Source organism: Bradyrhizobium diversitatis, assembly GCF_016031635.1.
Taxonomy (GTDB): Bacteria; Pseudomonadota; Alphaproteobacteria; order Rhizobiales; family Xanthobacteraceae; genus Bradyrhizobium; species Bradyrhizobium diversitatis.
This window is the reverse complement of record NZ_JACEGD010000001.1, coordinates 297,774-311,783: the sequence shown is the minus strand read 5'-3', so window position 1 is coordinate 311,783 and position 14,010 is coordinate 297,774. Positions and strand designations below refer to the sequence as shown.

The following is a 14,010-nucleotide window of genomic DNA, read 5'->3' as shown; positions in this document are numbered from 1 at the left end:
GCCGAGCACCTTGCGCAGCTCCGCGACATGGACCCGCAGGCTGATCTCCTCGACGGAGAGGCCGGACCACGCGTAGGCGAGAATCTCGTTCTTCGGCACCACCTCGCCGGCACGGCTGACGAGCAGCCGCAAAATGTCCATCGCCCGGCTGCCGAGCTTGACCGGCACGCCGTCCTTCTCCAGCAGCCGCGAACGCAGCGAAAATGGTCCGAACGAGACGGCATCGAGATCAAGGATCAGCCCAGTGTCGCCGCTGCGGCGGTCATGTCCTGCCGAAAGCTCGGTCACATCGCGCCCATCTTGACGACTGCTTCCTCGAAACGCAGCGCGACTATACAAGGCGCCGCAGCGCGGTCCAGCGAAGGCACTGCACGAACCCGCACCGCGCGTTGGTCGCCTGGCGATGCCTTGTGCCCTCCTCGAGCCAGTCCCGTTCGCGCAAAATGCGTGACAAATTGGTCCTAACCGGCCCCTCTGCGACGAGCTGTCACACCTGATGCACACCCACAGAATCTAACAGTTCCTAATCACCCCTAACGAGCGTCCTGGCCAGCTCACGTTTATCCTCTCAGCATGGAAAGCATTGGTTTGCGCGCCTGCCGGTCGTTGCAAGCCACGGCGAAACCAGGAGAGGACGAACGATGTCGAGCAACTTGCACGCGGCGCGCGCCTGGATTGAATTTCCGGCCGCCCCGCGGGATCATGAGGGTCATCGCCCCACACAGGCGATCGCCCGGGAGAGCCGGTGGCGTCAGATCGATCGCACTCAAGAGGGCATGATCGAGGAGATCACGATCTCGCGATGGGACGACCCGCGGAGCACCTCGTCGCACGAAACGACGACGCCGGATGATCGCTATTTCGTCGGCATTGCCCTGAAGACCACGCGCGCGAAGCTGATACGGGATGGCCGGATCATCTTCGAAGGGACCATGCCGGCGGGGTCGCTGTATGTCACCGCGCCGTCGAAGCCTCTCGGCGTACAATTCCAGTCGCCGAGCGCCTTCCTGCACGTCCACATCTCCACGGACCATCTTCCGGCGCACGCCGACGGGCTGAATGACCTCGTGCTGTTGCGCGATCCGCTCGCTGCGGAGCTCGCCAAGGCGCTGATCGAACATGGTGACGCCGCGGACCTGCAGTTCACGCGCTGCATCGGCCAGACCCTGGCGATGCATCTCACCCGGATGGAGCTGCCGCGCGTCAAGGTCAATGCCTTGCCGAAATGGCGGCTGCGGCGCGTCGAGCAGCACATCGCCGATCATTTCGACCGCTGCATCAGCCTGTCCGAGCTCGCCAATGTCGCCGGCCTGTCCAGGATGCACTTTGCGGCACAATTCCGCGCCGCGACCGGTTATCGTCCCCGCGAATATCTGCTGACGCAGCGGGTCGAGCATGCGAAGACTCTGCTCGCGACCACCGAGCGGCCATTGGCGGATATCGCGCTCGCGGTGGGCTTCAGCACGCAGGCGCATTTTTCGACCGTCTTCAAGCGCATCAGCGGTCAATCTCCGGCGCGCTGGCGCCTTGCCAACGTGGACGGACAGCTCAAGGTCGAAGCGCGGCCGAGGCGGCACGCGTCTCCGGAGCGGGATTGGATCGCCAGCGCGGCTGCATAGCTGATCCGGCGAGCGACGGACGACAGGGATCACGAGGGGTATGCCTCAACTTGTTTGCTGCTCCCGATCTCGCCGCTGCAAGTCCTCGTGTCCCGGACGAGCTGCAACGCGCAAGCGTTGCGGTGCAGAGCCGGGGACCCAGAACGCTCCACGGTAGCTTGCGGTGAGATGGGCCCCGGCTCTGCAGCGCATCGCTGCGCTGCGTCCGGGGCACGAAAGCGCAATACTGACGCCCCTACACCGGATCGAACGCCCGGATCGGCGGCAGATTGCCGGTGAACTTCTCCACCTCGACGGTCGTCAACTGACCGGTGCAACCTTGCGCCAGGGCGGAGGTGCCGATGTCGCGGGTGAGTACGTTTGGATTGCCGTGGACGCAGAGCGGCGCCTCGTCTTCGGGATCCATCGGATCGTACCAGGCGCCGGTCGGAAGCTGGACCACGCCGGGCGCGATACCGTCGGTGACGTGAACGGCAGCAAGGCATGCGCCGCGCTCGTTGAACAGGCGAATGATGTCGCCGTCCTTGATGCCACGCGCGTCCGCATCCACCGGGTTCATGCGCGCGACCTCGCGGCCGCGATGCTTTGCGGCAAGCGAATGTCCGCCGAAATCGAGCTGGCTGTGCAGACGCGTCGCCGGCTGGTTGGCGACGAGGAAGCACGGCGCCCCGGGCTTGGGCGTATCGGTCTTGTCGAGCCAGACCGGATGGCCGGGACAATCCGCATCGCCATGACCTGCGATCTTGGCCGAGAAGATCTCGATCCGCCCGCTCGGCGTCGGCAGGGCGTGATTGACCGGATCGTCGCGGAAGCGGCGCAGCCGGCCACCGTCATCGGGCTGCTGGGGCACGACCAGGCTGCCGCGCGCCCAGAACGCGTCGAAATCAGGAGCTTCGAGGCCGCGCTTGGCCAGCGATGCGCGAGTCGGCTCGTAGAGATGTTTTAGCCACTGCCGCGACGTACGCCCTTCGGTGAAGGGTTCGCGCGCCCCGAGACGTTCGGCGAGATCGGCAAAGATCTCGTAGTCGTCGCGCGCGAGCCCAAACGGCTCGGCGATCCGGTGCATCGCGACCATCAGGGGATCGTTGCTGGAATAGCCGATGTCCTCGCGCTCCAGCGTCATCGTCGAGGGCAGCACGATGTCGGCGTGACGGGCTGTGGCGGTCCATGCGAGCTCGTGCACGACGAATGTGTCCACTTGCGCGAATGCCTTGCGCAAGCGGTTGATGTCCTGATGGTGATGGAAGGGATTGCCGCCCGCCCAGTAGACCAGACGAATGTCCGGATAGGTGCGCGTCTCGCCGTTGTAGCGATAGGTGCTGCCGGGATTGAGCAGCATGTCGGCGATGCGCGCCACCGGGATGAAATCGGCAACACCGTTACGACCCTGCCCCAGCGTCGGCCCCGGCACGTCGTTGACACGGCGGCCGTAGTAGCCGATCGCACCCAGCGAATAGGCGTAGCCGCCGCCGGGAAGGCCGATCTGGCCGAGGGCTGCCGCCAGCACCATGCCCATCCACACCGGCTGCTCGCCATGCTCGGCGCGCTGAAGCGAATGGGAGATGGTGATGAGCGCGCGCCGTCCGGCAAGGCGCCGCGCCAGCTTGCGGATCGTATCCGCCTCGACGCCGCAGATTGCGGCGGCCCACTCGGCATGCTTTGCTTGCCCATCGCTCTCGCCGGTGAGATAGCGCAGGAAGACCGGCCAGCCCTCGGTGTAGCGATCGAGGAAGGCCTGGTCGTGCAGGTTCTCACTGACCAGGGTATGGACGATGCCGAGCATCAAGGCGGTGTCGGTGCCGGGCACGCAACTCATCCATTCGGCGCCGGCCTCGACCGGCAGATCGTCGCGCAGCGGGCTGACCAGGACGAACTCGCAGCCGCGCGCCCGCGCCGCCGCCATGGTTCCGCGCTCGACATGCTTGCTGATCGAGCCGCCGGCCACCATGGAGTTCTTCAGCGCCATACCGCCGAACGCCAGCACGATCTCGCTCTCGGCCGCGATCTGCTCCCAGGTGACGTTGCGCTTGGTGATATCCTCGTAGCCCGCCAGGATCTGCGGCAGCAGCACCGAGGACGCTCCGGAGGAATAGGAATTGACCGAGCGCACATAGCCGCCCATCGCGATGTTGAGGAAGCGATGCACCTGGCTCTGGGCGTGATGAAAGCGGCCGGCGCTCGACCAGCCATAGGAGCCGCCGAACACGGCGCCCGGCCCGCGCGTGTCGCGGATGCGTGCGAGTTCGTCCCCCAGGAGATCAAGCGCCTTCTCCCAGCTGACGGAGACGAACTCGTCGCGGCCGCGGCGATCGTCGGGGCCCGGCCCGCGCTCCAGCCAGCCGCGGCGGATCGCCGGCTGGGCAATGCGCGCCTGGTGGCGGAGCGCGCCGGGAAAATTGTCAATGATGCCGTTCGGATCGGGATCGCCCGCATAGGCCCTGACCTCGAGGCCGGCCGCGCCCTGGCGCGCGGAGAACACGCCCCAATGCGAGGTGTGCGGCTTGAAGCCGCCCGACAGGTCGAGACCCGGGTCGGGGAAGCCAATCGTATCGTCCATCATCTGATCCTTGTTCCGGCGGCGTCGACAATGGAGCGGTAATATACCGATCCGATCGGGACGTCGTCGAGATCAGGGTTGACGTGAACGCTGACCTGCCCCGCGCAAAGTCAGCCTCAGGGGTCGTCGGACGTCCCGAGCGTCATGGCAAGGACGAGCATCATCCGCGTGCGCAGCAATCGACCAGCAGGTCCCAGATTCGCTGCGTCTGTTCTCTCTTGCCAGTCTGCGGCACCTCCGCGCTCGACCGATCGAAGGCGGCGATGGCGCGGGTTTGGCGAGGCACGATCCACCGCTCCGAAATCGGGTCGTACCATTTTCCGATATTCATCTCAGTCACGTCGGTCGACTCACGGATTGACAGGGTCGGGCGGTGCGCCTCGCGCGGTCCTCATCCGAGCCGTGTGACGCGCTACCCGATTCACCAATCAGGAACTCGCACGATCGTTCCTGGCCCGCTGCATCAGCCTGGCCGGGCCGGATGCAGCGTGCGCGGATGCCGCTCGTGCAGCAATCGCGCCAGCTCCTCACGCTCCGTCGGGCGTCCCTTCATGGCGGTCTCGAACAGCGCTTCCTGGATGTCGCGGGGCATGTCGCCCCACACGTCCATCGCCGCGCGTCCGAGCAGGCCTGCAAGATGATCCTGTCCGTCGTTCATTCGGCTCTCCCGATCTACCCACGGCAATGGAACAGCCACGGCCCCACGGCGTTCCACTGCCATCATTGTGAAAAGGAGACGTCTTTATGGGATTCTTCACCAAGGACATCAAATCGATGGAAGACCTGCTGCTGCACGGGCTCCAGGACATCTATTACGCGGAACAGCAGATCCTGAAGGCGCTGCCGAAGATGATCGACAAGGCGACCAACAGGGACCTCGTCACCGGGCTGAAAGCCCACCTGGAAGAGACCAACAAGCAGGTCGAACGCCTCGACAAGGTGTTCGCGAAACTCGGCAAGGAGCCGAGCGGCACTCATTGTCCGGCCATCGACGGCCTCATCAAGGAAGCCGACGAGACCGCCGGGGAGATCGAGGACAAGTCCGTGCTCGACGCCGCGATCGTCGCGAACGCACAGGCCGTGGAGCACTACGAAATGTGCCGCTACGGCACGCTGATCGCGTGGGCCGAAGAGCTCGGCCACGACGACATCGTGCGCTTCCTCACGACCAATTTGAACGAAGAGAAGGCCGCCAACACCAAGCTGAACACGGTGGCCCTTCGCAAGGGCGTCAACGCCAAGGCGTCGAACGCCGCGTGATCGAGGCCGATTGTTCGAAAGGATGGCGGCGGCGGCCGCCGCCATCCTCCTTCCGCCGCCGCTCATCTCCACCGCTAGCGGACACGTCCGATCAGATGAACGGCTTGCCACCGGTGACGGCCAGCGTCGCCCCAGAGGTGTAGCTCGAGAGTGGATCGGCCAGCATGACATAGGCGGTTGCGAGCTCCGCCGGCTGGCCGGCGCGCTGCATCGGGACCTGCTTGCCGAAGTTCTCGACCCTTTCCTCCGACATGGTCGAGGGGATGAGCGGAGTCCAGATCGGACCCGGGGCCACCGCGTTGACCCGAATGCCTTTCTCGGCGAGCATCTGCGCTAGCCCACCCGTGAAATTCTGGATGGCTCCCTTGGTCGTGGCGTAAGCCAGCAGGCTCGGGTTCGGCATGTCGGAGTTCACCGAGGCCGTGTTGATGATCGCGGCTCCCGGCCGCATGTGGGGGACCGCGGCCTTGGCCAGATAGAACATGGCGTGGATGTTGGTCTCGAACGTGCGCTGCCATTCCTCGTCGCTGATGTCCCCGATGTCCTTGAACGTGGCCTGATGCGCCGCGTTGTTGACGAGGATGTCGATGCCGCCGAGCTCCTCGACGGTGCGACGCACGATGGCGCGGCAGTGCTCGGGATCGCTGATATCGCCGGGGATGAGGACGACCTTGCGTCCCTCCCGCTCCACCAGCGCCTTCACCTCCGCGGCATCCTCGTCCTCGTTCAGGTAGGATATGACGATATCGGCGCCTTCACGCGCATAGGCGATCGCCACCGCGTGGCCGATGCCGCTGTCTCCGCCCGTGATGATGGCTTTCTTTCCCGCAAGCCGCCCGGCGCCTTTGTAACTCTCCTCGCCATGATCCGGCCGGGGCTGCATTGCTCGCGTCGAGCCGGGCATCGGTTGCTGCTGCGCAGGATAAGGCGGCTTTGGATAGTCGGTCATGGACAACTCCCGGCGTTTGCTGCGCTAACGGGGCGGCGCCGGAAGTGTTCCTGGCTTTGGAGCGTGTCCGGCCCGCCGACATCCGTCATGCGGAAAGCCGAAGCCGGCAACCGTCGGGATTTCCGCGAGCAGCAGCCACACGAATGCGAGGGCGAAGTAGCTGGACGGTCCATTTACAGAGGTTGGTTCCGACCACTGGCTTGCTTCATCGCCCGCACACAATCTCGTGCCAGGGCGCGGAAAACCAGGCCGCTGACCTCTTTATCGAGGCGCAAATTCCTCGCCTTTCGCGGCTCGCCCCGATTAGAGTTCAACGCACCGTTCTAATTCTCGCGAATGGCCGCTCACCATGGCGTCACCTTTGAGAACCATGTTGCGGAGAGCATTTGAAACTCACAGGTGCTTTAGGTGCGTGAAGATATCTCAAGCAATCGGACACCGGCTTGACTCCAGCAGCCCAAACGAACGAGCGGATTCTCGGACTCCTGAGCGCAGCCGGTGTATTCTGCATCTGGTCTGGCTTTCTCGTCTTCTCGAGGGCCGGCATGCAATCCGGCCTGACACCCTTCGATTTGACGGCGCTCCGGTTCATGGTCTCCGGCGCCCTGGTTCTTCCGTTCGCCAAGGCCTGGTGGCCGCGCCACCTGCCGCTGCACGCAATCCTGTCGATGTCGATTTTTGGCCCCGGCGCGCTGTACAATATCTTGATGTACTTCGGGTTGAAGGGTTCGTCGGCAGCATACGGGGGAGCATTCGCCAACGGTTCGTTGCCGATCTTCACCATTCTGCTGGGTTTGCTTTTCGTACGGCGCATGCCGTCATTGCGGCAACTCATTGCAGTTCTCGTCCTGCTCGTCGGCGCTGTGCTCATCGGCGTTCCGGGCATGCGCGCCGGCGGCAATAGTGTGGCATCGGCCATTGCGTTCTTCCTCGCGGCGTCAGCTGTGCTCTCGATCTACTTCATGGGCGTGAGGCACTGGCAGGTCGAGGCGCGTCAGGCGCTGGTTTTGGTCAGTGTGCCGAACGCGCTGCTTTTCCTGCCGGTCTGGTTTCTCTTTCTTCCCTCCACCATCCACGATGCGCCGTGGTCGACGGTACTGCTTCAGGCTGCCTTCCAGGGCCTGGGGCCCGGTTTTTTGGCGGTCATCCTGTTCTCGATTTCCGCGAGGATACTCGGGCCGACGCCCTCGGCCGGTCTGGCTGCGGCGGTACCGGCAAGTGCGACGCTGTTGGCGATTCCGATACTTTCGGAGATTCCAACAACCATCGAGTGGATCGGCATCGCGATTGTCACTGCCGGGCTCGTTCTGCTCCTCGGAGGAGGCCAACCCGAAACCAGGAGCCTGTCCAAATAGCGGTGGCGACTCGGAGAGAGGTGGCTCCTGCTACGTCGATGCCGGAACGGCTGCATCCTTCCTGAGAATAAGCCGCGCACGTGTGCCGTCGTCGGCTGACGCAATCTCCACCTGCACGTCTCTCGGCTTCGCCAGATAGGGCGAGGACGTGACCAGGACATCGGCGCCAGCTTCCGCATAGGCCGCGGCATTTGCCGCATTGACGCCACCGGCGGCGGCGATGAGCGGACGAGCGCGCGTATAGGCCATCGATGCCATGCGCTTGACCAATGCAGCTATCTCGGCTGGCGAGAACTTCTCGGCTTGAATCACGTCGAAACCGGCGACCGCCGCGGCTAGTGCGGCATCGGCGGTCTTCACCTCGATCACGAGCTTCTTCTCCGGCGCCGCCCGGCGCAATCGCTCGACGGCTTGAAACAGCGGCAGGTCGCCGAGAAAGACGCGGTGCTCTGGAAACACCAGCACGGTTTCGGACAGGCCGAGCCGGTGCATCACGGCGCCGCCCGCCTTGATGGCCGCGACCGCAAAGCGCTTGGTGCCCGGCACGTTCTTACGGGTGCAGGCGACCGGGATATGAGGGGCGACCGCCCTCGCCGCATCGACGATGGCGCGGGTGTCGCTGGCCACGCCCGACCAGATCTCGATCAAGGTTTGCGCCACCTTCCAGCTCCGCAACAGGCCCGCGGCCGGACCGCGCGCCTGGAGGATCGGGGCGCCCTGCTCCAGCACCGCGCCGGATGCGGCGAACAGTTCCACGTCGCAGCCGGCGAGCGCGATGATCGCGGCGACATCCTCGGCGAGCGCCAGCACCATCGGTGCGCGCGCGGCGAACTGCATCACGCCGATGGCCCCGCCGATCCCGAGCGCCTCGGTGGTGAGATCGCCATAGGGGACATCGTCCTCCAGCAGGCGTTCGAGTTCGGCGCGCGATGCAGCGGTTGCCATGTCGTGCTTCCCTTGATTGGTGTCGGCTTGTCGACGGCCTTGTCGGGAATCCGACACGGATCATCGGTCCCGCCGCTGCGAGAGGCGGGAAGCCCCTCTTTTGACGCCATTCCTGCAAGGCGCACACCAGAGACTGCGACCGCATATCCGGCACGCCGATTGCTGGGATGCTTCCGGCCGGCACCTTGCAGCAATCGGGCTGCGCTGAAGCAATTACCGTCCGCTGGAGTTCACCATGAAGCTGCTTCGCTCGATCACCATTGCCGCAGGATTGCTGCTCGCATGCGCATCGGCGCAGGCCGCGCAGACCAACGTCGCCGTAGCCGCCAACTTCACCGATGCCGCCAAGGAGATCGCCGCCCTCTTCAAGCAGAAGACCGAGCACGAGGCGGTGCTCAGCTTCGGCGCGAGCGGGCAATTTTATACCCAGATCACGCAAGGCGCGCCGTTCCAGGTGTTCCTGTCGGCCGACGATTCACGGCCGAAGAAGCTCGTCGAGGAGGGTCTCGCTGTCGCGGGCAGCCGCTTCACCTACGCGATCGGCAAGCTCGTGCTGTGGAGCAAGTCGCCGGGCGTCGTGACGGGCGAGGAGACGCTGAAGGCCGCGACCTTTGCAAAGCTCTCGATCTGCAATCCGGCCGCCGCGCCCTACGGTCTTGCTGCCGTGGAGACCATGAAGTCGCTGAGCCTTTACGACGCCCTGAAGCCGAGGCTGGTGGAGGGTGCCACCATCACCCAGGCCTATCAGTTCGTCGAGACGGGGAATGCCGAGGTCGGCTTCGTGGCGCTGTCGCAACTGACCGGCAGCGAGGCCGGTTCGCGCTGGGTGGTACCGCAGGCGCTCTATAACCCGATCCGGCAGGACGCGGTCCTGCTGAAGGCGGGCGCCGGCAACGAGGCTGCCCGTGCGTTCATCAGCTTCCTCAGGGGATCGTTGCGGGCGACGGCTTCTTCCAGGTTGCGGTTGGTCGCGGCGATGACGCGCACGTCGACCTTGATGGTTTGGTTGCCGCCGACGCGCTCGAACTCCTGCTCCTGCAGCACGCGCAGCAGCTTGGCCTGGAACGAGGCGGATATCTCGCCGATCTCGTCCAGGAACAGGGTGCCCTTGTCGGCCAGCTCGAACCTGCCCTTCCGTGAATTGAGCGCGCCGGTGAAGGCGCCCTTCTCATGGCCGAACAGCTCGGACTCCAGCACCGATTCCGGCAGAGCCGCGCAGTTGATCTTGATGAACGGACGCTTAGCCCGCGGCGAGAGTTCGTGAATGGCCTTCGCGATCAGCTCCTTGCCGGTGCCGGATTCACCCCGCAGCAGCACGGTCGAGTTGGATTTGGCCACGACCGCGATCTTCTCCAACAGCCCGCGCAGCGCCGGACTGTCGCCGATAATGCCTTCGACGTGAACCTTGCGGCGATCGCGCGCAGGCTTGAGCTCGGATAGTTCCTTCTGAAGGCGGTAGCTCTCATGCATCAGCCGTTCGCGGTCCTGCGCGACAATCCGATGCAGCTTCACGGTCTGGCCGACGAGATTGGCGACCATCGTCAGCAGACGCACGTCGGAATCGAGCCGGTACATCGATCGCTCGTCCCAGACCCTGTCGACCGTCAGGGTGCCCACGACCTTGGCATCGCTGCGGATCGGGACGCCGATGAACGATACGCGGATCGTCTCCGAGGCGCCGAGGGTCTCTACGTCCGTCGGGCTGAAGGCGGGATGGGTGGCAATGTTTTCTGCGACCAGCGGCATCGCGGTCGCGACGATCTGATCAACGGCCTTCTGCGGCAACCGCCCGCGATAGCGTTCGTCACTGCCTTCGCTCCATCCGGCCCCGACCGCGAGGTCGGGAATACCGTCGTCCGCGAGCAGAGCGACCACACCATGGCGCATCTGGAGAAACGACTGCAGGAGGTTGACGACGTTGGCGAGCGTCGTCTCCAGCCGGGTTGGCGCCGTCAGTATCTTTGAGATCTCGAAGATGCCGGTCAGCGCGATCTCGCTGATCGGTACGATCGGTGCCGTCTGTTCGGCCCTGTGTCGTTCAACCGAGGGAGCAGCATTCAGCATGACGGAATCTCCGTTGCTCGTTACATCCTCCCGGCCGCGTTCTCTGGAATTTGTCTTATTCTGATTCATGTCGTGTCGGGAGTCGCGCTCAACTTGTCGGCATTGCTGCAAAAAGATTCCGTCGCACTTGCACGCTTTGTCATCCAATTCGTGAAATTTACCCTCCGGGAGAGCGACACGCTCGGAATCGAAACCGCCGCATTGATCCAGCGCAAATCCGCGAAGTTTTTTCCCGGACGGACTGCCGCTCCCCGATCACACGTGCTGTCCGCCGTTGATTGGTACCTCCGCACCTGTGACGTAGCTGGCCGCGTCCGAGCACAGAAAGAAGATGACCTTCGCGACCTCGTCCGGCGTACCCACGCGATGCAACGGGATGATCGGTGCAAGTTGGGCCTCGGTCTCCGGCGACAGGATGTCGGTCTTGATCTCACCGGGCGCGATCGCGTTCACGCGAATTCCGAACGGCGCATAGTCGTGCGCCATCTCGCGGGTCAGGCACGCAAGCGCAGCCTTCGACGTCGCATAGGCGGTGCCGGCAAACGGATGCACCCGGGAGCCCACGATCGAGGTGACATTGACGATCGCGCCGGCAGCCAGCTTCAACTCGTCGACGAGGCCCTGCGCGAACAGGACCGGCGCGAGCAGATTGACGTGGAACACGCTCATCCAGGTCTCGACCGGCGTCGTCAACGAGTTCAGCCGGGTGCCATCATCCGCCTTGGGCGAAATACCGGCATTGTTGATCAGTGCATGCAGCGGCCCGCCGTCGAGCCGCTCCTTGATCCCGGCGACCGCCCGCGGCAGCGCGCGATGGTCGCTCAACTCCACCTGCACATGATTGTCCGTCCCTGAATCCCAGGGACACCGTTCACCGTCGAACGGTTGCCGGGAGCAGGTGATGATCCGCCAGCCGGCCTCCGAGAACAGCTTTCCCGTCGCATGGCCGATGCCGCGGGACGCGCCAGTCAGAACCAGCGTTTTGCGCTCGCCATGTTGTGCCCGCGACTTGTCGCCGTGAAACGGACACAGTGCGACATCGGGTGCCGATGTACCCGAAGGGGCACCATCGCGATCCAAGAGATCGAGCGTCATGTCAACTCCTCGCCGCGTCCGGACGGACGCCAGACAATGACAACGAGAGCAACTTTGCAGGATTTGGGCCACGCTTCACCGCCGGATCGCTGCAATTTTCACGACTGAATGTCGGCTTCGCGACACGCTGCCAGATTTGCGACATGCACGCGTGGGCTTTCGAACCAAGCGGCGCCGTCACGGCGTAAACCTCCTTTCCGAGTGCCGGCCGGAGGTTGAGAGCTGTTTTTCAATCATTCCAAATGGCCCGGCTCTTGCTCTTCTTGTTCCAAACTTGATCACATCTCGCTGCGCTTACTCCGCAAACGTGGTTTCAAATGCCCCAGCCGAACCACCATCGACTCCTTGCCGTCATCCTCGGCACCAATGAGATCGCATCCGCGATCGGCATCCAACTCGTGCGCGCCGGATATTGCGTCGTGATGTCACACGATCCGGATCCGCCGGTGATTCGGCGCAAGATGGCCTTTCATGACGCGCTCTTCACGGACACCGTGCAGCTCGAGGACATTGTCGCCGAGCGCGTCGACGACGGCGTACAGGTCCATCAGGCGCTCCGTCGGCCGGCACAAATCCTGGTCACATGGCTCGGCCTGCTCGATCTGCTTCCGGTCCGCCACATCGACCTTCTGATCGATGCGCGCCTGCAGAAGCGCCGGATCACGCCCGACCTCAGGCGGCTCGCCCGGCTCGCGATCGGACTTGGGCCCGGCTTCTCATCGAACTCCAATTGCGACGTCTCGGTCGAGACCCGGCCCGGCAAGATCGGGCCTGTCACCGACGCTCGCTGGACCGACGCTGCCGATGGCGTTGCGAGTTCACTGGGTGGTGTCGGCGCAGAGCGCTTCGTCTATTCGCCGTTCGCGGGACGCTGGCACACGCCGGTCGAGATCGGCACCCGCGTCTATCGGGATCTCGTGCTCGGCCATCTCGCCGGCATTCCCGTGCTCGCGCCGCGCGACGGAATCCTGCGCGGCATCGCCCGCGACGGCAGCGAAGTTCCGGCCGGCGTCAAGTTGCTGGAAATCGATCCGCGCGGACGGCACGCCCAATGGACCGGCACGGATCAGCGCGGGCGCGCCATTGCCAATGCAACAGCCGCCGCCGTCAAGCTCCACACCGCATATCGCATCACGCAACGGAATCCGGCATGATCGTCTGCTCCTGCAACATCATCAGCGATCACGACATCAGGGGTGCGGTCGGCTCGACCGACGACGAGCTCTTTTCGGCCGCGCAGGTCTATGACTGCCTGGGCTGCACCGTCAGGTGCGGACGATGCTCCCAATCCGTACGACGGATCCTGGAGGAACAGCCGCCGCGCTGCGTACACGGGAGCGCACTGACGGGCGATCCCGCTCCTGGTCTCGCGGAAGCCCGGCTGCGTTCGCTGAGCAGCCCCCCGGGCGCCATGATCAGGTATGCGCAAGAGGCGCCTGACCACTAAGGCGCGATGCGATGATGACGAATCTTATACCCTCACCGCCGTCGTGGAGGCGGCGGGGCCGGCGGAATGTCGCGCACCAGCCAGACCGTCTGGTGAAGGGAACCAAGGTTGAAAGCATCGACCCAGAGCCGATGGGCTGGACAGAAGCAACCCGGCCACGCGCGAGGCATGGCTTCCTATTGCCTGCTTCGGTTCTTGCTCGCGCCTCTGAGCGCGGGCATCGCCGTTGTCGCAGGTGCAACGCCCGTCATCTGGATGCAGGTGAGTAGATCGACGTAGCTTTGGCTCCCGCCGCTTGTCGCTTCGCCCTCGCATACGTCGCGGACGGCGAGCTTCGTCGCGGCCCAGATCTCGCCGAGTTGCTGCTGCGCTGTGGTCTCGTCGCGCATGCAGTCGGAAAAGCTCTGCGGCAGTGCCAATCCCATCGCCTTGTCCGTCTCGGACGTCGCCTTGCATAGAGCTTCGACTTTCAGCTCCGGAACTTTGTCCGAGACCTCTAACAACGAGGAACTCGCCAGCAGCGCAAGCGAAAATATGGTCGCATTCATGTCTGTCTCCGCTCCCAATGCCGCGCCCGACGCAATCTGGTCCATGCAAAGGTTCTCCGGCATGTTCGGTAAACGCAAGGAAGCCACGCCGGTCAAGAGCTCGCGTTGATCCAGATCAACGCCGGCGTGTGCTCAGAGATTGCGGCGCTACGCGCTCCATCAATTGGGTGG

General features: G+C 64.3%; 11 protein-coding genes and 3 pseudogenes. 6 read left to right on the top strand and 8 right to left on the bottom strand.

Translation table 11 applies throughout. The annotated features are described in order from the left end of the window. Positions 1–18 precede the first annotated feature (18 nt). A pseudogene (locus tag H1B27_RS39920) lies at positions 19–141 on the bottom strand (winged helix-turn-helix domain-containing protein); the annotation flags it as partial. Positions 142–641: 500 nt separating this feature from the next. Here H1B27_RS39920 and H1B27_RS01380 point away from each other — a divergent pair. Continuing rightward, positions 642–1,619 (top strand): helix-turn-helix domain-containing protein, encoded by a 978-nt coding sequence (locus tag H1B27_RS01380; protein ID WP_061883518.1) that lies wholly within the window; start codon positions 642–644, stop codon positions 1,617–1,619. Positions 1,620–1,854: 235 nt separating this feature from the next. On the opposite strand, the gene H1B27_RS01375 is transcribed toward H1B27_RS01380, so the two are convergent. Both H1B27_RS01375 and H1B27_RS01370 read right to left on the bottom strand, forming a co-directional pair. Continuing rightward, a complete protein-coding gene (locus H1B27_RS01375) occupies positions 1,855–4,176 on the bottom strand; it encodes a molybdopterin guanine dinucleotide-containing S/N-oxide reductase (RefSeq protein ID WP_197964679.1) in 2,322 nt (773 codons plus the stop codon). Positions 4,177–4,639: 463 nt separating this feature from the next. Further along, positions 4,640–4,834 (bottom strand): hypothetical protein, encoded by a 195-nt coding sequence (locus H1B27_RS01370; RefSeq protein WP_061883519.1) that lies wholly within the window; start codon positions 4,832–4,834, stop codon positions 4,640–4,642. Between the two features lie 86 nt (positions 4,835–4,920). On the opposite strand from H1B27_RS01370, the gene H1B27_RS01365 reads away from it, so the two are divergent. Beyond that, positions 4,921–5,436, top strand: a complete 516-nt coding sequence (locus H1B27_RS01365; protein WP_061883520.1) for a YciE/YciF ferroxidase family protein — start codon at positions 4,921–4,923, stop codon at positions 5,434–5,436. Between the two features lie 91 nt (positions 5,437–5,527). On the opposite strand, the gene H1B27_RS01360 is transcribed toward H1B27_RS01365, so the two are convergent. After that, on the bottom strand, positions 5,528–6,385 hold the full coding sequence (locus H1B27_RS01360) for an SDR family oxidoreductase (RefSeq protein WP_197964678.1): 858 nt from the start codon (positions 6,383–6,385) through the stop codon (positions 5,528–5,530). A gap of 443 nt (positions 6,386–6,828) precedes the next feature. On the opposite strand from H1B27_RS01360, the gene H1B27_RS01355 reads away from it, so the two are divergent. Beyond that, complete coding sequence (locus H1B27_RS01355) at positions 6,829–7,740, top strand: DMT family transporter (protein ID WP_197964677.1); 912 nt, start codon at positions 6,829–6,831, stop codon at positions 7,738–7,740. A gap of 30 nt (positions 7,741–7,770) precedes the next feature. Here the strand turns inward: H1B27_RS01355 and modD are convergent, their stop codons facing one another. Beyond that, positions 7,771–8,685 (bottom strand): ModD protein, encoded by a 915-nt coding sequence (modD, locus tag H1B27_RS01350; RefSeq protein ID WP_197964676.1) that lies wholly within the window; start codon positions 8,683–8,685, stop codon positions 7,771–7,773. 235 nt (positions 8,686–8,920) lie between these two features. On the opposite strand from modD, the pseudogene modA reads away from it, so the two are divergent. Next, positions 8,921–9,613 (top strand): annotated as a pseudogene (gene modA / locus H1B27_RS01345) (molybdate ABC transporter substrate-binding protein); the annotation flags it as partial. Positions 9,614–9,615: 2 nt separating this feature from the next. On the opposite strand, the pseudogene H1B27_RS01340 reads toward modA, so the two are convergent. Beyond that, positions 9,616–10,749, bottom strand: a pseudogene (locus H1B27_RS01340) (sigma 54-interacting transcriptional regulator); the annotation flags it as partial. Between the two features lie 255 nt (positions 10,750–11,004). Continuing rightward, entirely contained in the window at positions 11,005–11,844 is an 840-nt protein-coding gene (locus tag H1B27_RS01335; protein ID WP_197964675.1) for an SDR family NAD(P)-dependent oxidoreductase, read from the bottom strand. 317 nt (positions 11,845–12,161) lie between these two features. Here H1B27_RS01335 and H1B27_RS01330 point away from each other — a divergent pair, with 317 nt between their 5' ends. Both H1B27_RS01330 and H1B27_RS01325 read left to right on the top strand, forming a co-directional pair. After that, entirely contained in the window at positions 12,162–12,998 is an 837-nt protein-coding gene (locus tag H1B27_RS01330) for a xanthine dehydrogenase (RefSeq protein ID WP_197964674.1), read from the top strand. Beyond that, positions 12,896–13,291: a (2Fe-2S)-binding protein gene (locus H1B27_RS01325; RefSeq protein ID WP_311976915.1), complete on the top strand. Its 396-nt coding sequence runs from the start codon at positions 12,896–12,898 to the stop codon at positions 13,289–13,291. The genes H1B27_RS01330 and H1B27_RS01325 overlap by 103 nt, the downstream gene beginning before the upstream one ends. A 176-nt stretch (positions 13,292–13,467) precedes the next feature. Here the strand turns inward: H1B27_RS01325 and H1B27_RS01320 are convergent, their stop codons facing one another. After that, positions 13,468–13,926, bottom strand: coding sequence for a hypothetical protein (locus H1B27_RS01320; RefSeq protein ID WP_245312278.1), 459 nt, complete (start codon positions 13,924–13,926; stop codon positions 13,468–13,470). Positions 13,927–14,010 lie beyond the last annotated feature (84 nt).